The sequence below is a fragment of the Micromonospora sp. CA-111912 genome (assembly GCF_050948415.1).
In the GTDB taxonomy this organism is placed as follows: Bacteria; Actinomycetota; Actinomycetes; order Mycobacteriales; family Micromonosporaceae; genus Micromonospora.
This window is the reverse complement of sequence record NZ_CP192007.1, coordinates 1,719,179-1,739,593: the sequence shown is the minus strand read 5'-3', so window position 1 is coordinate 1,739,593 and position 20,415 is coordinate 1,719,179. Positions and strand designations below refer to the sequence as shown.

At 73.4% G+C, this 20,415-nt stretch carries 14 protein-coding genes; 7 read left to right on the top strand and 7 right to left on the bottom strand.

Features of this window, described 5'->3' with window-relative positions:
• The first annotated feature begins 122 nt into the window (after window positions 1-122).
• Window positions 123-1,013, top strand: a complete 891-nt coding sequence (locus ACQPZO_RS07955) for an arginase family protein (RefSeq protein ID WP_433348394.1) — start codon at window positions 123-125, stop codon at window positions 1,011-1,013.
• A gap of 24 nt (window positions 1,014-1,037) precedes the next feature.
• Here ACQPZO_RS07955 and ACQPZO_RS07950 read toward each other — a convergent pair whose 3' ends face one another.
• Window positions 1,038-1,424, bottom strand: a complete 387-nt coding sequence (locus tag ACQPZO_RS07950; RefSeq protein ID WP_433348392.1) for an ATP-binding protein — start codon at window positions 1,422-1,424, stop codon at window positions 1,038-1,040.
• A gap of 266 nt (window positions 1,425-1,690) precedes the next feature.
• Between ACQPZO_RS07950 and ACQPZO_RS07945 the strand changes: the two genes are divergently transcribed.
• Window positions 1,691-2,005, top strand: coding sequence for an STAS domain-containing protein (locus ACQPZO_RS07945; protein WP_433348389.1), 315 nt, complete (start codon window positions 1,691-1,693; stop codon window positions 2,003-2,005).
• On the opposite strand, the gene ACQPZO_RS07940 is transcribed toward ACQPZO_RS07945, so the two are convergent.
• From ACQPZO_RS07940 to ACQPZO_RS07920, 5 genes are all read right to left on the bottom strand, one after another.
• The gene (locus tag ACQPZO_RS07940; protein ID WP_433348387.1) at window positions 2,006-3,262 is read right to left on the bottom strand and encodes a PP2C family protein-serine/threonine phosphatase; all 1,257 of its coding nucleotides are present in this window, start codon (window positions 3,260-3,262) and stop codon (window positions 2,006-2,008) included. It lies immediately after the preceding gene.
• 246 nt (window positions 3,263-3,508) lie between these two features.
• A complete protein-coding gene (locus tag ACQPZO_RS07935; protein ID WP_433348385.1) occupies window positions 3,509-4,693 on the bottom strand; it encodes a polysaccharide biosynthesis protein in 1,185 nt (394 codons plus the stop codon).
• A gap of 58 nt (window positions 4,694-4,751) precedes the next feature.
• Window positions 4,752-5,777 carry an NAD-dependent epimerase/dehydratase family protein gene (locus ACQPZO_RS07930; RefSeq protein WP_433348383.1) on the bottom strand — a complete coding sequence of 342 codons (1,026 nt, stop codon included), beginning with the start codon at window positions 5,775-5,777 and terminating at the stop codon, window positions 4,752-4,754.
• A gap of 11 nt (window positions 5,778-5,788) precedes the next feature.
• Window positions 5,789-6,583 (bottom strand): glycosyltransferase family 2 protein, encoded by a 795-nt coding sequence (locus ACQPZO_RS07925; RefSeq protein WP_433348381.1) that lies wholly within the window; start codon window positions 6,581-6,583, stop codon window positions 5,789-5,791.
• Complete coding sequence (locus tag ACQPZO_RS07920; RefSeq protein ID WP_433348379.1) at window positions 6,580-7,785, bottom strand: nucleotide sugar dehydrogenase; 1,206 nt, start codon at window positions 7,783-7,785, stop codon at window positions 6,580-6,582. The genes ACQPZO_RS07925 and ACQPZO_RS07920 overlap by 4 nt, the downstream gene beginning before the upstream one ends.
• Window positions 7,786-7,898: 113 nt before the next feature.
• On the opposite strand from ACQPZO_RS07920, the gene ACQPZO_RS07915 reads away from it, so the two are divergent.
• Genes ACQPZO_RS07915 through ACQPZO_RS07905 form a run of 3 tightly spaced genes read left to right on the top strand, consistent with a single transcriptional unit; the run spans window position 7,899 to window position 12,394 of the window.
• Window positions 7,899-8,660 carry an FkbM family methyltransferase gene (locus ACQPZO_RS07915; RefSeq protein WP_433348377.1) on the top strand — a complete coding sequence of 254 codons (762 nt, stop codon included), beginning with the start codon at window positions 7,899-7,901 and terminating at the stop codon, window positions 8,658-8,660.
• On the top strand, window positions 8,657-10,585 hold the full coding sequence (locus tag ACQPZO_RS07910; RefSeq protein WP_433348375.1) for a hypothetical protein: 1,929 nt from the start codon (window positions 8,657-8,659) through the stop codon (window positions 10,583-10,585). Before ACQPZO_RS07915 ends, ACQPZO_RS07910 begins: the two co-directional genes overlap by 4 nt.
• A 3-nt stretch (window positions 10,586-10,588) precedes the next feature.
• Window positions 10,589-12,394 (top strand): hypothetical protein, encoded by a 1,806-nt coding sequence (locus ACQPZO_RS07905; RefSeq protein ID WP_433348373.1) that lies wholly within the window; start codon window positions 10,589-10,591, stop codon window positions 12,392-12,394.
• Window positions 12,395-12,449: 55 nt separating this feature from the next.
• On the opposite strand, the gene ACQPZO_RS07900 is transcribed toward ACQPZO_RS07905, so the two are convergent.
• On the bottom strand, window positions 12,450-13,631 hold the full coding sequence (locus ACQPZO_RS07900) for a glycosyltransferase family 4 protein (RefSeq protein WP_433348371.1): 1,182 nt from the start codon (window positions 13,629-13,631) through the stop codon (window positions 12,450-12,452).
• A 101-nt stretch (window positions 13,632-13,732) separates the two neighbouring features.
• Between ACQPZO_RS07900 and ACQPZO_RS07895 the strand changes: the two genes are divergently transcribed.
• Both ACQPZO_RS07895 and ACQPZO_RS07890 read left to right on the top strand, forming a co-directional pair.
• Window positions 13,733-15,442: a substrate-binding domain-containing protein gene (locus ACQPZO_RS07895; RefSeq protein WP_433348369.1), complete on the top strand. Its 1,710-nt coding sequence runs from the start codon at window positions 13,733-13,735 to the stop codon at window positions 15,440-15,442.
• Complete coding sequence (locus ACQPZO_RS07890) at window positions 15,439-20,364, top strand: alpha-(1->3)-arabinofuranosyltransferase domain-containing protein (RefSeq protein ID WP_433348367.1); 4,926 nt, start codon at window positions 15,439-15,441, stop codon at window positions 20,362-20,364. Before ACQPZO_RS07895 ends, ACQPZO_RS07890 begins: the two co-directional genes overlap by 4 nt.
• Window positions 20,365-20,415 lie beyond the last annotated feature (51 nt).

Genomic DNA, 20,415 nt, shown 5'->3' with positions numbered 1-20,415 from the left:
CCTTCCTCTGTGCAATCTGCTGGAAGATGCAGCAGATTGCGCACTACTTGCTCATTGTGTCACTACTTCGACGGCTCCTACGGTCAGGTCGTCACTGCCAGCTCTGGTGAAAGCGAGAACCCGTGTCCGCCTCCAACACCCCGGAACCGGTGATCACCCACTTCGCGGCCCGCGCCGGCGACCACAATGACCACGCCATGCGGGGATCGGGCATGATCGCAGCCGAACTCGCAGCTCGCCTGGGGTCAGCGCCGGTCGTCATCGGGTCGCCCCAGCCCGCACTGTGCACGAACTGGGACGAGGAACTGGCCCTGGCCCGACCGGCGCTCCACGCCATGTCGGAGCACTTCGACGAGCTGTTCCGCGACGGCGCTCTTCCCGTCACAGCGCTGAGCCGCTGCGCGGTCGCCCTGGCCACGCTCCCGGTCGTCGCCAGGCACCGCCCAGATGCGGTGGTCGTCTGGTTCGACGCGCATGCGGATCTCAACACACCCCAGAGCACCACCACTGGTTACCTCGGAGGCCTCGCCCTCAGTGGCCCGCTCGGCATGTGGGACTCCGGGCTGGGACAGGGGCTGAAACCAGAAAACGCGATCCTCTGTGGGGTACGCGACATCGACCCGGCCGAACAGTCCTTGATCGATGACGGCGTGATCACGCTGGTCGAGGTAGGCCCAGACCTGGCGGAAAGGTTGCGGGCCGCGATCGCCGGCCGTCCGGTCTACGTACACATCGATTGCGACGTCCTCGAGCCCGGCATCGTGCCCACCGACTACCTCGTGCCGGGCGGCCTCACGCTCAGCGATCTCAGATCCGCCGCGCTCGCCATGAGCGAGTTCGACGTCGTCGGGCTGGAGATCGGCGAGTTCGAGGCCGGACAAGACCCCAATGGCGCCCCGATCCACCCCGGTCCGCTGCTGGACGCCCTTCAGCCGCTACTCCCCGTGGCGGTCGCCCCGCCACGGGATCCGCCCAGAGACACCCGCCGCGTCTCGGAAGGAGGAACCTACTGAGGGTGGTGACGCGGCTTTCGTACGTCAATCGAGGTTTTTGGTGATGTGTAGCAGCACCTGGTCCGGTGGCCCGGCGACGAAGGCGGCCGTGTCGGACAGTGCGGCGATCAGGGGCAGTCCACGGCCGCCGACGGTGAGCGGGGCGGGGAGCTCAGCATCGAGTCCCGCGCCATCGGGGGTACTGCCGCGGTTGCCGACCTTGAGCAGGCACACCTCGTCGTCGATGACGATGGCGAGGTCGACGACGCTGTCGAGATCGGCGTGTATCACCGCGTTGGCGCATGCCTCGGTGATCAGCACGGCGAGGTGGCCACGAGAGTCCTCGGCGGCGTCGGTGAGGCTCAGCAGGGTGGCGAGTACATGGCGGGCCCGGGTCACCGAGGACGGTTGACGCGGGAGTGACAGCGTCATACTCAACCGCATTGTGTGGCTCCTCCCCCGGCCCGTGCGTGACCCGCCGGACTACTGCGTCACACCCTAAGGCGGGATGCTCCGGCTGTGCTCAGCACTACCCGGGGTTGCTGAGGTGAAACGGTCAGGATGTCGGCTCGACGTACGCCGGCCCGGCGGCGGTTCGCCCGCTGGCAGTTAGGGTAAGCCGGGATCACCGGCGTGGGGAGGTCGTTGTGGGGTTGCTGTTGTCGGTCCGGCCGGGCCGGGGTTGCACCGTGCTCGAAGTGGGCGGCGAGCTGGACATGGCGACGTCCCCGCAGTTGCGCGAGGGTCTGCAACGGTTGGTCGACGCCGGTGACCGCCAGGTGGTGGTGGATCTGGCCGGGGTGGGGTTCATGGACTCCAGCGGGCTCGGCGCGCTGGTGATGATGTTCAAGGCGTTGCGTGACGTCGGCGGTCGGTTGTGCCTCGCCGCGGTGCAGCCCGCCGTGCACAGCGTCCTGGCGGTCACATCGGTGGATCGAGCCATCCGTGTCTACGACAGCGTGCAGGCGGCTGAGGCCGATGTGCCGTCCACGGACGACGCGACAGGCCGTTAGTCAGTCGGGCAGCGCGGTGCTGGCACGCGCCTGGTCGGCGCCGGAGCTGGTACGCCGTTCCTCGCTGTGCCCGCTGTGCCAGTCGAGGATGAACAGGGTGGCATCATCGGCCAGTGCCGGTCCGCTGACCTTGAGCACGGCATCGGCCAGCGCCCGGACGGCCTCGCGCGGGTGCAGGCCGGTGATCGACCGCAACATGGCCGGTAGGTCCAGGCTGGCGGCGTTGCGCTCCCGCATGCCATCGGTTACCACTACCAGACGATCACCGGGTCGCAGCGTGATCTCGCCGGCTCGGTAGTCGGCCTCGGCGAACATGCCCAGGGGGAAGTTGGCCGGTAGCGGCAGCGCCCGGGTGTCCCCGTCTCGTACCAGCAGCGGCGGCACGTGCCCTGCGTTGAGCAGCGCGCACACCCCGGTGCGCAGGTCGAGACGGCCGAGGACCGCGGTGAGGTAACTGCCGGGCACAGCGGTGTGTTCGGCCACGTCGGCATTCGCGGCGGCGGCCTGCTCCACCAGACCCTCCCCGCGCCGGCGGCTGTTGCGCAGGCTGCCCACGCCCAGGGTGGCCGTCAGCGCGCTGGCCACCCCGTGGCCCATCGCGTCGGTGACGCTGAAGTGCAGTTCGTCCCGGGAAAGGCTGTAGTCGAAGGTGTCCCCGCCGATGCTGGCGGCGGGTTCGAGCCAGCCGGACAGGGTGAACGCACTGCCCTCACACGTGAACGAGCCGGGCAGCAGGCGGCGCTGGATCTCCCCGGACAGGGTGAAGGGGGTCGTGCGTTGCCCCCACTCGAAAAGGTCGGTGTACCGCCGGTTGGCAATCACCACGTAGGCCAGCACGTGCGCCGTGCGGGCGATCTCCTCCAGCGCCCGTGGAGCGGGCTCGTCCGGCAGGATCATCTCGAGCAGGCCGATCGCCTCACCGCGGTCGGTGACCGGCGTCAACACCGTCCACCTGTCAGGCCGCGCGACAACCTGCGCCGTCTGGGTGCGTAGCGCCTGCTCGGCGGGGCCGCCGTCGAACGGCATCACCGTGGCGCCCTCAGCGCCGTCCCGGCGGCCCACATCGGCACCGTCGAGTGGTACGTGGGCCAACCGGACCAGCGCCCGACCACTGAGATCCGCGATCAGGAACGCGACGCTACGTGCCCGCAGCGCCACACCGAGTTCCCGGGTGACCGCCTCGACCGCCTCGACCGGCGAGGCGTTCTCCGCCGCATCCAACATATGGGCCATGATCCGCCCCCGGCTGCTTTCCACTGTCAAAGCCTACGAGACCCGGCTGCCATCGCCGAGCACGAGAATCGTCGCAGCAGCGTCGACAGCCACAACCAGGTCCAGATCCAGGGCCTGGGATGGGTCCGGCCCCATAATACGGTCCGCCCCAGGGCTGCCGACTCGCCCATGGTGAAGCGACCGGCCGCCGTGGCTGGCATCGGCTCGGCGGCGGGCACCGGTCGACACCCTGGCCTCGTGCCGGGGCCTCGTCGGTGCGGAGGGCACCGGTCACGGCACCGGCTGCGCGCCTCCCCGGCGGGTCGCGAGCGCGGTGAGCGCGAGCGCCACCGCGGCCGTGCCGACCGCGCACCACAGGATCGCCGTGAAGGTGTGCGGCACCATCCACTCGGCAACCACGATCAGGCCGACCGTCGCCGCCCACAGTGGCGCCGATGGCCACCGCGCGCCCGCCGCCACCTGGGCGTTGACCAGCACGAACACCAGCGCGTACAGGGCGCCGGTGGCGGCGAAGACCGGCGCGTAGCGGCCGAGGCCGACGTAGTCGGCGCCGCCCGCCAGGCGGAACGCGAGCCCACCGGCGAGCGCCGACGCCGCCACCAGCGACGCGCCGCAGCCGGCCACCAGCCCGAGGGCGATCATGAGCGCCCGCCGGTTGCCCTGCGCCAGGCGCGGGAGCGCCAGCACCGTGACCACCTGCGGCGCCCACAGCGCCCCCTTGGTGAGCACGGTCCCGACCGCGTACCCGCCCGAGGCGTCCGCGGGCAGCAGGTGGCGGGCCAGGATCAGGTCGGCGTACGAGACGACGAGCATCGCGAGCGTCGCCGAGCAGGCGGTGAGGACCTGACGGGCGGTGATGCCGTGGCCGCCCGACGCGTCGACCCGCGAACGGGCCAGGTGGGCCAGGACCGGCGGGATCAGCAGCGTGACGGCCGTACCCGCCAGGACCGACCCGGTCAGGCCGGCGCCGAGCAGCAGGCCGGCGATCAGGCCGGCGTACCGGCCGACGGCCAGCACCGCCATGCCGAGTGCCAGGCGCAGGAAGCGCTCGTCACCCTGCAACTCGCCCAACCACCTGCCGGCCGCCACCACGGCGCCGGTGTAGACCGCGAGCAGCAGCGTCACGGCCGGCGGAAGATCCAGCAGCGCGCTCAGGACCGGCGTCAGGACAACCACGGCGCCGGCACAGACGGCCGCGGTCAGCCACCCGATCCGGCCGCTCGCCGCGCTGCGGTTGCGGGCCCGGTGGATCGCGACCGCGATCTGCAGCCCCACCCCGGGAACGCCGGCGATCGCCGCGATCGCGAGGACGGTGGCCAGCGCGCCCAGGTCGCCGGGGCCGAGCTGGCGGGCGCCGAGGACGGGCACGAGGTAGCCGAGCCCGTTGGTCAGCGCTCCCGCCACGGCCACCGCCGCCCCGGACATGCCGATCCGCCGCCGGGCGGACGTCGTCATGGTCACGGCACCAGCCGCCTGGGAGGTGGGTCGCGGTGCCAACCGGGCACGGCGCGGGTCAGAGGCGGCCGTCGTGCACGGCCCGGGTCACCCACGGGATCACCTCGTCGAGCATCGCGTCGAGGCCGGTCGTCGCGGTGAAGCCGAGCACCTCGCGGGCCTTGGCGACGTCCGGCACCCGCTTGGTCACGTCGTGCTCGAACGGCTCGTCGCTGACGTGGCGGAACGGCACGTCCGGGCCCTTGATCTTGCGCCAGATCAGCTCGGCCAGCTCCAGCACCGTGGTCGAGTCGGCGGTCGAGAGGTTGAAGTCCTCGTTGCGCGCCGCCTCGTGCTCCATCGCCACCGCGATCCCGCGCGCCAGGTCGCCACCGTAGGTGTAGTGCCGCACCTGCTCGCCGGTGCCGAGGATGCGCAGCGGGTCCTGCCCCTTGACGATCTTCTGCACCAGGTCGGGGACCACATGCGACATCGCCAGCTTGACGTTGCCGGACAGCACCTCCGCCTCGCCGAGCGCACGCCCCTCGCCGACCCCGACACAGTTGAACGGCCGCACGATCGTGTACGGCAACCGGTACTGGTCCCAGGCCGCCCGCGCGTAGTACTCGACCGCCAGCTTCTGGAAGCCGTACGAGGACAGCGGCGGCGGGATCCGCCGCTCGTCGCCCTCCCGGCTCGGCCAGCGGTCGGTCGACTCGTACACCATCGACGACGAGATGTAGGTGACCTTTCGCAGCCGGCCGGCCCGGTGCGCCGCGATCGCCGCGTCGCAGGACGCCGCCATGATCCGCTCGTTGGTGGCGAGGAGGTCGTACGCGTACGCGTGGAAGTAGGAGATCCCGCCGATCATCGCGGCGCCGGCGACGAAGTGGTCGCAGCCGGCGAGCAGGTCGGCGAGGAGCGCGGCGTCGCGTGCGTCGCCCTCGACGAACCGGTAGCGGGGATGGTCGTCGTAGCTGTGCGCCACCGGGCCGTACTTCGAGTGGTTGTCGAGCCCGACCACCTCGTGCCCGCGGTTGAGCAGCTCCTCCACCAGGTAGCCGCCGATGAACCCCGCCGAGCCGGTGACCAACACCGTCGCCATCCGTACCTCCTCTACCGCGCCACGTCGGCGTCGGTCGCCACGTCCGGCGCGGGCGTGGCCGGCGCCGGGCGCCGCGCCTCCCACCGCGCCGCGAGTTGCTGCGCGGTCAGCCGCCGGCCGAACGCGAAAAAGTACCAGCGCAGATAGCTGGGCAGGAACCGCCCCACGTCGAAGTGCGACTCGCCGAGCTGCCGATCCAGCCAGATCGTCGGGATCTCGGCGACCGGGCGGCGCAGCCGGGTCGCCTTCGCGGTCAGCTCGATGCCGATCTCGAACCCGGTCCGGGACTCGATGCCGACCTCGCGGACGAAGTCGGTGTCGTACGCCTTGAAGCTGTTGGTCGCGTCGCGGGTGCCGACCCTCGCCAGCAGCCACAGGGTGCGCCCGGCCCACCGGGAGGCCATCCGCTTGAAACGCGGCCCGCCGACCTGCTGCCCACCGGGCATGTAGCGGGACGCGGCGGCGACCACCACACCACGGTCGACGAGCCGGGCCAGGTCGTCGATCTGCCGTGGGTCGTCACAGCCGTCGGCCATCGTCACCACGGCGACCGGCGCCCGCGCCGCGTCGATGCCGAACCGGATCGCGTTTGCCGGCCCCGGCCCGTACGTGTTGAGCACCGGGCGGACCCGCGGGTCGCGGCGGGCGACCTCCCAGGCGTACGGGACGGTGGTGTCCTCCGGCATGTCGTGCACGATGAGCACCTCGGCCGGCAGCAGCACCTCGCACAGGATGCGGTCGAGGCAGCGGACGACGTCCGCGCCCTCGTTGTAGACCGGGATGACCACCGTGACCCGGGGCGTCATACCCGCACGCCCCGTCCGGTCAGGCCCCACATGTCGATCAGCGGCTGGTCGGTGTCGAGGTCGGCGTAGTCGGCATGTGGTGCGGCGATCACCAGCAGGTCGGCCCGCCTGAGCACCTCGTCGAGCGGGAGGATCCGGTCGTCGGCCACGTACGGGTCGGTGCACAGGGTCTCCCCCGCCTTGAGCCTGAGGATCTTGCGCAGTTTGTACGCCAGGCTGCTGCGGGAGTCGTCGCTGCCGCCCTTGAACGCCATGCCCAGGATGCCGACGGTCATCGTGGCGAGGTCGAACCGGTCCTCCAGCCGGGAGACCAGGTACAGCGGCAGGCCCTCATTGATCAACATCGCCGAGTGGCCGAGCACGAAGTTGTTCCGGTTGAACGCGGCCAGCTGCATGGTGTCCTTGAGCAGGCACGGCCCGGCGGCGAACCCGGGCATCGGCAGGTCAGCCGCGCGCGGGTAGTCGAACGAGACGGCGTGCCGGATGCGGGCGAAGTCGAGGCCGAAGTCGTTGGCCATCATCCAGAACTGGTTGGCGGTCGCGAACTTCACGTACCGCCAGGTGTTGGTGAACAGCTTCGCGAGCTCGGCCTCCTCCGGCTCCAACGGGACGATCGAGTCGGTGAGCCGGCGGAAGAGCAGCTCCGCCCGTTCCATGGCCCGTGGCGTCCGGGCCGCGACGATCTGCGGCAGGGTGAACAGCTCGGTCATCGCCCGGCCCTCGGCGATCCGCTCCGGGCAGAACGCCACGTCGACCGTGAGGCCCCTGCTCGCCAGCAGCTTCTCGGTCAGCGCCGTCACGCCCGGGTAGACCGTGCTGCGCAGGATTACCAGCTGCCCGTCGTGCAGGTGCTCGGCGCAGCGTTCCAGCGCCCGGGGCACCGCGCTGAGGTCGGGGTTGAGGTGCTCGTCGACGGGGGTGCCCACGACCACGACCAGGGTGTCGGCCAGACCGACGCTCGTCGCCTCGGTGCTCGCGCGCAGCCGGCCGGCGGCCAGCGCTTCGGTCAGCGGCTCCGCGGCGCCCTCCTCGGCGAAGGGCAACGAACCGGAGTTGACCCGGTCGACCGCGGCGGCGTCGATGTCGTACAGCACGACGCGCAGGCCGCGGGAGGCCAGCGCGATGCCCAGCGGCAGGCCGACCCGGCCGCAGCCGCCCACGACGCAGACATCGACCGTCGCCGCACCGTCCGCCTGTGTCATCGCCGCATCCTTCCGCCGGCCCGGCACGGAAATCGCCCGCCGGCCAGTGCAGGTTACTGGCGAGGAAACCTCGGGTCTACCCATCCGTAGGTAAGGGACTAAGGTTCCACACCATGGCCAGCACGCTGTCCACGGAACTGAGCTCGCGGTTCGCCGCCAGGCTGCCGGCCCGCGCCGTCGGGGCCGCCGTTCGGCTCGCCTATCCGCGGGTCGAACCGGAACTCGCCCGGCTGCCCTCCTACGCGCCGCGCGGCGGCACCGCTGTGGACATCGGTGCCTGGTACGGGCCGTGGACCCGCGGCCTGCGGCGGCTGGCCGACCGGGTCGTGGCGGTGGAGCCGGCCGCCGAGCTGGCGCGGTGTGTGGCCGCCGCCTACCCGGACGTGCGGGTCGTCGAGGCGGTGGCCTCCGACCGGCCGGGTAAGGCGGAGCTGTTCGTTCCCGCCGGTGGTCCCGGTATCGGCACCTCGTCCGTGGAGCATGGTGACGGCCCGTCGGTCACCGTCGACCGGATCACAGTGGACGGTCTCGGGCTCACCGACGTGCGGTTCGTCAAGCTCGACGTCGAGGGCCACGAACTGCCGGCGCTACGCGGTGCCGAGCGCACCATCCGGCGGGACGGCCCGCTTCTGCTCATCGAGCTCGAAGAGCGGATCCAGCCGATCGACCCGGTGCTCGCGCTGCTCGACGGGTGGGGCTACCGGCCGCACGTCATGCCGGACGACCGCTGGGTGCCGCTGGGCGGCTTCGACCTGCTCGCGCACCAGCGGGCGGCGGTCGGCCGGGTGGCGCAGAGCTTCGCCCGACGGGTCGTCCACCCGCGGCCGCGTTACGTCAACATGGTCCTGTTCCGTCGCGAGGAGCCGCCCCGATGACCGAGCCGGCGGCCACGGCCACGCCCGACACCACGACCACGGCCACGCCCGACACCACGACCGCGCCCGCCACCACGGCCGCCCGGCGCGTCGACCCGATCCACATCGCCGCCGTCGTGCTGATCACCGCGAGCGTGTTCTGGCGGGCATCGATCACCACCCGCGGGTTCCTCACCGCCGACGACTTCCCGATCATCGCCCAGGCCGACGCCGGCGGCCTGGCGCCGGGGCACCTGTTCGCGCTCTACAACAACCACCTCATGCCGGCCGCCCGGCTGCTCACCTGGGTCACCCACCGGCTGACCGAGTACGAGTACTGGCCGTACGCCGCGCTCATGGTGCTCGGTCAGGTGGCCGTCAGCGTCGCCTTCTACCGCCTGCTGCGCCTCCTGCTCCCGGCGGGCTGGGCGTTGCTGGTGCCGCTGTGCCTGTTCGTGTTCAACCCGCTGACGCTGGAGGTCAGCGCGTGGTGGGCGGTGGGGATCAACCTGCTGCCGATGCAGTTGGCCATGATCGTGGCCATCGGGGCCCAGGTGCGGTACATCCGTACCCGCCGGCGCCGCCACCTGGTCGCGCTCGGCGCGTCGGTCGTCGTCGCCCTGCTCTTCTTCGAGAAGGCGCTGCTGGTGGTCGCGGCGGTCTTCCTGCTGACCCTCTGCCTCTACGCGCCGGGCGGGCCGCTGCGGGCGGTGCTGACCACGATCCGCCGCTGGTGGCCCGCCTGGCTGGTGCTCACCGGGATCTCCGTGGTGTACCTGGCCGGGTACCTGTCGATGTCGACGTCCGCGCTCCGCGCGCCGATCTCGGCGGGCGAGGTCGGCGCCTTCCTCCAGCAGTTCTACGGGCAGTCTCTCCCCGCCGGCATGGTGGGCGGCCCGTGGACCTGGCTCGACGCCTCGGACGGCCCCGCCGTCGCCGCCCCGGTCCAGGCTGCACAGTGGGTCTCGTGGGCGATCGTGGCGGCGTTCGTCGCCGGCACGGTGTGGCTGCGCCGCACGGTGGCGGTCCGGGCGTGGATCCTGCTGGCGCTCTACTCCGGGCTGGCGGCCGGGCTGATCGGCGCAACCCGGCTCGGGTCCGGGTTCAGCGGCGTGGCCGGCCTGGTGCCGCGCTACTTCGGCGACGTGCTGCTCGTCGCGGCCCTCTGCGCCGGCGTGGCGCTCTGCGGCCTGCGCCGGGCCGAACTCGCCGACGCCACGGAGCCCGCCGGCGCCGCCGAACCGGCCAGCACCGCCGAGCCCGCCGAGCCGGCGCTGATCCGCAACCACCCCCAGCCGTTCGCCACCGCGCTCGCCGTCGGCCTGGTCCTGCTGATCGCCAGCAGCGTCTACAGCGGCGTCGACTTCGGCACCGACTGGCGGTCCAAGGCCAGTCGCGACTACCTGAACACTGCCCGCGCCGGCCTGGCCACCGCCGAGCCGGGAACGGTGTTCATGGACCAGCCGGTGCCCGAGATCGTGGTCCCGGGGTTGTCCCACCCGTGGAACATGCAGTCGCGATTCTTCGCGCCGCTCGACGACGGACCGACCTTCGTGACCAGGGCCCGCAAGCTGTGGGTCTTCGACGCCTCCGGCAACGTCCGCCCGGCCTGGGTCAAGGGCGTCAAGGCGGCGCCCGGGCCGGCGCCGGGCTGCGGCCACAAGGTCGCGGGTGGCCGGACGGCGCGGATCCCGCTGCGGGGGACGGTCGTCGACTACTGGCAGGTGGTACGGATCGGGTACATCAGCGACCGGGACACCACCGCCACGTTCCGGCTCGGCGACGGCGAGGTGGTGCCGTTCGACGTGCACCGCGGGCTCAACGCGATGTTCCTGCTCGTGCCTGGTGGCGGCGACGAGGTCCAGCTCGCGGTGGACGAACCGGCGGCCACCCTCTGCACCGACGAGATCGAGATCGGCGCGCTGGTGCCACAGCCGGTCGGGTAGCCGGTGCGCCACCGGCTGATCCCGTACGCCGCGCCGCACGCCGTCGCGGCGGCGATCACCGCCGTGGTGCTCGCCCCGCTGGTCCTGCCCGGTTACGTGCTGCGCTACGACATGGTCTTCGTGCCCCGTCAGCCGCTGAACTGGGAGATGGTCGCGCCGGCCGACGCGCTGCCCCGCGCCGTGCCGCTGGACGCGCTGGTGTCGGTCGCCAACCTCGTCGCGCCGGGCTGGTTGGTGCAGCGGATCGCGCTGGTCGCGATCGTCTACCTGGCGGCGCTCGGCATGGCCCGGCTGATGCCGACCGGGCGGACGCTCACCCGGGTGGCCGGCGCGTTCGCCTACGCCTGGACGCCGTACCTCGCCGAGCGGCTGCTGCTCGGGCAGTGGGGCCTCCTGCTGGCGTACGCGGCCCTGCCCTGGCTGGTCGCCGCGGTGCGGGACGTGCGCACCGGCCGGCCCGGCGGGCTGGCCCGCCTGGTGCTGGCGGCGGCGCCGGCCGCGGTGACCCCGACCGGCGGCGTGATCGCGCTGTGCACCGTGGCCGTGCTGCTGCCCGGTGGCTTCGCGGGCTGGCGCCGGGCGACCGCCGCCGCACTCGGCGCGGTCACCGCGATCAACGCGCCCTGGCTGGTCGCAGCCGCGACGAGTGCCGCCGACGGCCGGTCGGACCCGGAGGGCGTCGCCGCGTTCGCCGCGCGGGCCGAGAACTGGGCCGGCGCGTGGACCGCGCTGGCCGGCACCGGCGGCATCTGGAACGCCCAGACCGTTCCCGACAGCCGATCCTCGCCGCTGGTTCCGGTCGCGACGCTGGTGCTGCTCGCGGTGGCCGTGGTGGGTGTGCGGGAACTGCGCCGGCGGTGGCCGGGCGGGGCCGGGCGGCTGGGGCTGCTCGCGGCCGGTGCGTTCCTGCTCGCCGCAGCGGGCACCGGGCCCGGTGCGCCGGTCCTGGAACGGCTCATCGGCACGGTTCCGGGCGCCGGGCTGCTGCGCGACGGCCAGAAGTTCCTGATCCCGTACGCGGTCCTGCTGGCGCTGGGGGTGGCCCTCGGCGCCGAGGTGCTCGCCGGCAGGTTGGCTCGCCGCCTCGACGCCGGGGCGGGCCGGGTCGTGCTGGTCGCGGCCGCGCTGCTGCCGGTGGCGATCCTGCCCGACCTGGCCTTCGGCGCCGCCGGGCAGCTCCGGCCGGTGCGCTACCCGGCCGACTGGGACGCGGTGGCGGCGCGGGTCGCCGGCACGCCCGGCGAGGTGCTCTCGCTGCCGTTCGAGGGCTATCAGCGTTACGGCTGGGCCCAGGACACTGTGGTGCGTGACCCCGCGCCGCGCTACCTGGACGCGCCGGTGCTGATGAACGACGCGCTGCGGGTCGGCGACGTGACGGTCGACGGCGAGAACCCACGGGCGGCGCGGGTCCGTGCCGTTCTCGACGCGGACGGCCCGCTCGCCGAGCTGGGGGTCCGGTGGGTGCTGGTCCGGCGCGAGCCCGGCGGCGAGCCGCCCGCGACGGCCCTCGCCGGACTGCGTCCGGTCTTCGCCGGTCCGCACCTTGAGCTGTGGGAGAACCCGGCCGCCGTACCGCCGCCACCCGCCGGCCGGCGGTGGCCCGCGGCCGCCGCGCACCTGGTCGCCGCGGCGATCGTGGTTCTCGCCCTCCTGGCTCTGCTGCTCAGACGACAAAGATCGTGGTATATTCCGCGCACTCACGAACCCGGGGAGGTAGAGCTATGGCCAAGCTGGCCACGTTCGCCGTCGCTGCTGTCCTCGGCGCGGCGCTGGGCGTCATCGGCCTCGTCGCGACGGTCGGAGCGGTGAGCCCGTCCGCCGACCACGTCGCCGAGGAAAGCACCGACACCGCTGTCACCAAGGTCTACGGCAACCGCTGATCCGCTAGCTGCGACGTGGTCGCCGGCAACTGCCCGGCGACCACGTCAGCGAATGCCGCCCCCGACACCGACCAGGTGAAACGCCGCGCATAGGCCGTGGCAGCCGTGCCCATCCCCGCGCGCCGGTCCGCGTCCATCAGCAATGCCCGGACCGCCTGGAAGAACTGGAACTCGTCGTCGACCAGCATGCCGGTCTGCCCGTCGGCCATCGCCTCGGCGACCCCACCGGCGGCGCGGAACGCGACGGACGGGGTGCCCCGGGCACCGGCCTCCACGATGGTCAGCCCCCAGCCCTCCTTGAGCGACGGCACCAACGACACCCACGAGCGGCACAGCAACTCGTGCTTGCGCTCCTCCGGCACGAACCCGGTGAACCGGACGCGGTCGACGATGTCGAGGTCGGCGGCGAGCTGCCGCAGCGGCTCGTCCCACCAGCCCTGGCCGGCCACCACCAGCTCGAGCTCCGGCAGCTCCGTGGCGAGCAGCGCACTGGCTCGCAGCGCCAACTCCACCCGCTTGTGCGGGACGAGCCGGCCGAGCACCACCAGGCTCGGGTGGGCGGTGCGCGGCACCGGCGGGCCGACGACGGCCGGCGTTCCGTTGTGGATGACCGCGATGCGGCCCGGGTCGACGCCGAGCCCGGCGAGCTCGCTGCGCGTCGACTCGGACACCGTGACGTACTGGCAGGTCCGGTAGACCCGGATCGCCAGCCGCGACTCGATCCACCAGCCGATCCGGGCCATCCACGGGCCGAAGACCACCGGCCACTGCTCACGGTGCACGTGGTGGACCAGCGCGATGACCGGGCGGCGGGCGTAGACCCGGCTGAGGAACGGCATGCCGTTGCACACGTCGACGATCACGTCCGGCCGGCCGAGCCGCCGACGGGCGAGCGGACCGATGCCGAAGACGCCCGCCAGGTAGACCAGGGCCGCGTACAGGTAGACCGTGTGACGGCCGCCGCGGCGCAGGATGCGGAACCCGTCGGGCATCGTCTCCAGGGCGGGGCCGTCGGCGTGTGCCTGGCAGAACAGGGTCACCCGGTAACCGCGTGCGACCAACTCGGCTGCGACCCGTTCGAGGAAGACCTCCGAACCGCCGCCCTCCGGATGCCGTGTGTCCCGCCAACTGAGGAAGAGGACATGCGGACCAGAGGTTTGGGTCATGACCTACTCATCCACCCCTACTTGCGAGTACGGTTCGCGGTTGCGTCACACTAGGGCGCTCTGCAGAGTTTCCGCAACGGTGACGTCACAGAGGAGGAAGTGTGGCGAACGGCGGCCTGCGGACCCGGCCGGAGTTCTGGCCGGTCCTGCTGCTGAGCGGTGCGCTGGTCGCGGTGCTCGGCGGTTGGGGTGCGACCAGCTACCTCGATCGGACCCGGCGTGAACCGCCTTGTACACAACGGACCGCGCTGCGGATCGCGGTGGCGCCGAGCGTCGAAGCGCCCGCCCGACAGGTCGCGCGCGACCTGGCCGCCCGGGAACGCTGCCTCGACGTGACGGTGCAGGCGCGCGAGTCCGCGGACGTGCTGCGCGACCTCACCCGTCCGGCGGCCGGCGGTGCGGGGACCGGCACGGCGACGGGTCCGCCGCCCGCAGGCACGGCCGAGACCTCGACTCCCCCCGACGCCTGGTTGCCGGAGTCGACGCTGTGGCTGCGCCGGGCCCACGCCGCCGGCGCCTTCCAGGTGCCGGCGGAGGGCGTCTCCGTGGCGAGCACCCCGGTCGTGCTGTCGCTCGACGAGCGGTCGGCCGCGCGGCTGAGGCGCGACCGCGACCTCAATTGGACCAGCCTGGTCGCCGCCGAACGACCACCGCTGCCCGTCGTGCTGCCCGACCCGACGGCCAGCCCGCTCGGCTTCGGCGCGCTGGTGGGCATCCGGGCGCTCGCCGACTCCGCCCAACCGGCGGCGGGTGCGGCCGGCGCGGCGGCGATCATGCGCCGACTGGCGGCCCGCACGGTGCCGTTCCCCGGCGCGGCCCCCACACCCACCGGCCCCGGTGCGACCGAATCCGCGGTCGTCAGCACCGAGCAGGAGATCCTCCTGGCCGCCGGCGGCGGTACCCGCCAGGTCGCCGTCTACCCGCCGACGCCCGTACCCGGCCCGGACTACCCGTACGCGATCCTCGCCTCCGATGCGCGCCGCGACGGTGCCGCCGCCTTCCTGCGCGGGATGCTCGCCACCGAGGGCGCGGCGGCGTTGACCGGCCACGGCCTGCGCACCCCCAGCGGCGGGTCGCCCGCCGGCATCCCCGCCGGCAGCGGGATCCGCACCGGCGCGTACCCGCCCGCGCCCATACCCGCCGAGGCGGACGCGACCACGCTGCTCAACGCGTGGGGCGGGGTGCACATCAGCGCCCGGATGCTCGCGGTCCTGGACATCTCCGGATCGATGGCCGCGCGGCTGCCGGGATCGACGCAGACCCGGCTCTCCGCCACGATCAAGGCCGCGCAGGGCGGCGCGGAACTGCTCCTGGGCACCACCGAGCTCGGCGTCTGGGAGTTCTCCACCGACCTGGACGGCGAGCGTGACTACCGCGAGGTCGTACCGGTGGGTCCGGTCGGCCCGCGCCGTGCGGAGATCGTGGACGCGCTCGACCGGGTACGGGTCAAGCCGAACGGCGCGACCGGGCTCTACGACACCACGCTCGCCGCGTACCGCGACGCGACCCGGAACTGGACCGTTGGGCGGATCAACATGGTGCTCGTCCTGACCGACGGCAAAGACGACAACGCCAGCGGGATCAGCCGTGCCAAGCTCCTGGACGAGCTGGCCGGGCTGCGCGACAAGCGCCGCCCGGTGCCGATCCTGTTCATCGGCGTCGGCCCGGAGATCGATCCGGACGAGCTCAGACAGATCGCCCGTGCCACGGGCGGACGGGTCGCGCTGACCCCGCGACCGTCCGGCATCCAGCAGATCTTCTTCTCCGCGCTGGCCGAGTTCAGCTGCCTGCCGCCGAAGTGCCGCCGATGACGGCCACCACGCGGGACCGTGTTTCCGGGCCGACCGCCGCCCGGCCGGTGGGCGCGGCCGTCGGCCCCGATGCGGTGGACCGTCGCCGGCGGCGTCTCGCCACCTGGGCGGGCGCGCTCCTCCTCGTGATGGTCGCCGTGCTGCAGCGCCCCGGCCGGACCACCTTCGACACCAAGCTGGACCTGGCCGTCGATCCGATCGGGTTCATGGCCCGGGCGCTGCACCTGTGGAACCCGGAGGCGGCCTCGGGGGAACTGCAGCAGCAGGCGTACGGCTACCTGTTCCCGATGGGGCCGTTCTTCGCCGTCGGTGACCTGCTCGGCCTGCCCCCGTGGGTGACCCAGCGAGCCTGGAGCGCACTCCTGCTCTGCGCCGGGTACCTCGGCGTGGTGCTGCTCGCCCGGGCGCTGCGGATCGGCGCCGAGCCCGGGCGGCTGCTGGCCGGGCTGGCCTACGCGCTCGCGCCCCGGATGCTGACCGAGATCGGCCCGCTCTCCGCGGAGATGCTGCCGGTGGTCGTGCTGCCGTGGGTGCTGCTGCCGTTGGCGGCGGTGCGCCGCATCGGCTCGGCCCGACGCGCGGCGGCCCTCTCCGGGCTCGCCGTGCTCTTCATGGGCGGGATCAACGCCGCCGCCACCGTAATGGCGCTGGTGCTTCCCGCACTCTGGCTGGCGACCCGGCGCTGGGACCGGCAACTGGCCGTGCTCACCGCCTGGTGGTGCGTCTTCGTGGCGGGCGCGACCCTCTGGTGGGTCGCGCCGCTGCTGCTCTTCGGGCAGTACAGCCTGCCGTTCCTGGACTACATCGAGTCCTCGGCGACGACCACCGCGGTGACCTCGCTCTTCCAGGCCATACGCGGCACCAACCAGTGGGTCGGCTACGTCGTCCAGGGCGAACCCTGGTGGCCGGCCGGCTGGGTGCTCATCGACAACCCCGTACTGATGGCCGCGACCGCGCTGGTCGCCCTGGTCGGCCTGGTGGGGCTCGCGCTGCGCGGCCTGCCCGAGCGCCGCTTTCTCGTACTCGGCGTGCTGACCGGGCTGACCCTGCTGACCACCGGCTACCTCGGCACGCTGGACAGCCCGCTCGCCCCGTTCGTCCGCGACCTGCTCGACGGGCCGCTCGCGCCGCTGCGCAACGTGCACAAGTTCGAGCCGGTGCTGCGGCTGCCGCTCCTGCTCGGCCTCGCCCACGCGGCCAGCCACCTGGTCGCCCGCCGCCGGGTGCGGATCCCTGCGGCGCCGGTCGTGGCGGTCCTGCTGCTCGTCGCGTCCGCGCCCGCGTGGATGCTCATGCTGCGGCCGGGTCCTGGCTGGACGGACCTGCCCGCACACTGGCGACAGGCAGCCGGCTGGCTCGCCGCGCAGGATCCGCAGGCCCGCACGCTGGTCGTCCCCGGATCCGGGTTCGCGCAGCACACCTGGGGCCGGACGGTGGACGAGCCGCTTCAGCCGCTGACCGGCGCCCCCTGGGCGACCCGGCACCAGATCCCGCTCGGCTCCGAGGGCAACATCCGGGTGATGGACACCGTCGAGACGGTCCTGGCGCAGGGCCGTGGCTCACCGGCGCTCGCCGACTTCCTCGCCCGCTCCGGCTACCGCTACCTGCTGGTCCGCCACGACATCGACCGGACGGCCAGCGGCGCCCCGCCGGTCGCGGTCATCCGGCAGGCGATCGCGGGCTCCCCGGGGCTGCGGCCGGCCGCCTCGTTCGGCCCCAAGGTGAGCGTCGACGATCCGCAGCGCAGCCCGGTCGACGCGGCGGAGTCCGTACCGGCGATCGAGATCTTCGCGGTCGACCGCGCGGTGCCCACCGTGTCGGCGTCGGCCCGCGCCGACGTGCCGGTGGTCAGCGGCGGACCGGAGTCGCTGCTCGGGGTGCTCGAGCAGGGCCTGCTCGACCCGCGGCAGCCGGTCCTGCTGACCGGCGACGCGGAACCGGCCGACGCGGCCGGTCCCCGGATCGTCACCGACGGGCTGCGTCGGCGCGAGCTGAACGTGGGCCGGATGCGCGACAACGTCAGCCACACCCTGACCGCCGACGAGGCGACCCGGCAGGGACGGATCCGCACCGACCTGCTCCCGTTCGCCGCCGATGGGCACCAGACCGTCGCCGTGTACCAGGGCATCCGGTCGGTGGACGCGTCCAGCAGCGCCAGCTTCGCCGACTCCGGCAGCGGCACCGAGCCGTCCCACCTCCCGTTCGCCGCGCTCGACGGGGACCCGGCCACCGCCTGGCGCTCCGACCCGTTCCAACCGGCTTCGGGCCAATGGCTGGAGTTCACCCTCGACACGCCGCGCCGGGTCACCGAGGTGACCGTCGACTTCTCCGACGACCTGCGGGTGGCGCTCCCGGTCGGGCTGGTGCGGGTCAGCACCGACCAGGGTGCGGTCGACCGAGCGGTGCCCGACACTCCCGGACCGCACCGGCTCGAGACGCTCCCCGGCCTGACCACGACCGTACGGGTGACGGTGCTCGCCCTCCGCGAGGGCTACAGCGGCGGCGCGGTGGCGCTGCGCGAGCTCGGCGTCGCGGGGCTGGCGGCCCAGCGTGGGCTGCGCGCGCCGGCGGACCTGAGCGGGGGGCCGGCACCGGCGTACGCGTTCAGCCGCGCCCCGCAGGACCGCAGCGCCTGCTTCACCGGCCCGGACGGGCTCCGCTGCGACCAGTTCCTGGCCCGTACGGGCGAGGAGCCGCTGGGCGTGGACCGGTTCTTCGCGACGCCGGTGGACGCGACGTACCACCTGCGCCTGACCGCGCGACCGCGCACGGGCGGGTCGATGCCGGTGGACCGCCCGGTGACCGCCTCGGCGTCGTCGGTGCTCGCCGGGGACGTCACGGTCGCCGCCGACGCGGCGGTGGACGGCGATCCGGCCACGGCATGGCTCGCGGAACCGGTCGACGACCGTCCGACACTGCGCCTGCGGTGGGAGCAGCGTCGGAAGATCGACCGGGTGCGACTGGTCGCGCCGACGGCGCCGGTCTCCGCCCGGCCGCGGCAGGTCGTGCTGCGCACCGGGTCCGGTTCGACCGCCGCGCCGGTCGACGCGGACGGCTGGATCCGCTTCCCGGCGCTGACCACCGACCGACTGGACATCGCGGTGACCGCGTTCGACGGCGCGGTGGCCGACCCGCGCGGCAACGCGTGGCCGGCACCGGTCGGCATCGCCGAGGTCGAGGTTCCCGCGCTCGCCGGCCTCCTGCGGCCGACCGGTGCCGACACGCCGGTGGCGGTGCCGTGCGGCGGCGGGCCGACGGTGTCGCTCGACGGCGTCGGATACCCGACCTCGGTCTCCGGCACCCTGGCGGACCTGCGCGCCGGCCGGTCGCTGGCGGTGACCGTGTGCGACGACTTCGCGAGCGAGGGGGTGCAGCTCCCCGCGGGCGAACACCGCCTGCGCACGGTGCCCTCGGCCGCGTTCGTCGTGGACTCGGCAGCGCTCGTGCCGGACGGGACCGACCGGGCGGCGCCGACGCGGTCGCGCGACGTGCAGGTCGGCCGGTGGGCCGCCACCGACCGGACGGTCACGATCGGCGCGGGCGAGGCGGCGCTGCTCGTCGTGACGGAGAACTTCAACGCCGGCTGGACCGCGACGCTGGACGGCCGGCGGCTGCGGGCCGAGCGGGTCGACGGATGGCAGCAGGCGTTCGAGGTGCCGGCCGGCAGCGGCGGCACCGTGACGCTCAGTTTCGCCCCGGACCGGCCCTATCGGGCCGGGCTGGTGGCGGGTGCTGCGGCCGTGTTCCTCGTCGGACTCGCCGCGCTCGTGCCGGCTCGACGCCGCCGACCGGTCCAGGGCCCGGCGACGGACCGGCCGTCCCGTACCGGCGGCGAATGGTGGGTCGTGGTGCCGCTGATGGCGCTCGCGGTCGCCCTCGGCGGCGTGGCCGCGGCCGCGCTGCTGCTCGCCGCCATGCTGGTGCGCCTGCTGCGGCCGGGTGCGCTGCCGGGGATCGCCTTCGCCGCCGGTGCCGGCGGCATCTCGGTGGCCGTCCTGGGCCGACTGCTGGGGCACGGGCAGGAATGGGTGTACGGGGCCGTCGTGCAGGCGGCGATGCTCGCGGCGGTGTGCGCCGTCGCGGCGGCCGTGGTGCCGGCCGCCGGTCGCCCGCCCGAGGCCGACACCGAGCCGTCGCCGGAGCCCTCTTCCGCGCCACCCGACGAGAATCGGTACCGGGCGACGCTCGGCCGGTCGGTCGCGCTGTTCCGCGGCTTCCTGCACGAACAGTCCGACCCCGACCGGTTCTACTCGCTGCTCGCCAAGGACTCCGTACGCCAACTGCGGTCCTACGTGGACCTCGCCGGTGCGCGGGTCCTCGACGTGGGTGGCGGCCCCGGCTACTTCGCCACCGAGTTCCGGGAGGCCGGCGCGGCGTACATCGGTCTGGACCCGGCCGTCGGTGACTTCGCCGCGGCCGGTGCGGCGGTGTCGGGCATGCTGCGGGGCAGCGGGACCGCACTGCCCGTACGGACCGGCGGGGTGGAGGTCTGCTACTCGTCCAATGTGCTCGAACACGTCGCCGATCCCGAGGCGATGCTGGACGAGATGGTCCGGGTGACCCGCGCCGGCGGCACCGTGTTCGTGTCGTTCACCCCGTGGCTGTCCCCGTGGGGCGGCCACGAGACCTCGCCGTGGCACTTCCTGGGCGGCGAGCGGGCCCGGCTGCGCTACCTGCGCCGCAACGGCCGGGAGCCGAAGAACCGGGTCGGGCACACCCTGTTCCCGGTCAGCGCCGGGCGGGCGATGCGGTGGGCCAGGGCGGCCCGGCGCGCCGGCGCCATCGACATCGTCGACGTGCTGCCCCGGTACCACCCGGGGTGGGCGCGGTGGGTCGCCCGGGTCCCGGCGCTGCGGGAGACGCTCACGTGGAACTTCACAATGGTGCTCCGGAAAGCGGCGGAACCCGGCGATCGAGCGTAGAAGATGCCGCGCAGGGGTCGCTTCGGGATGTAACTCGGTAGTAACCTCTGG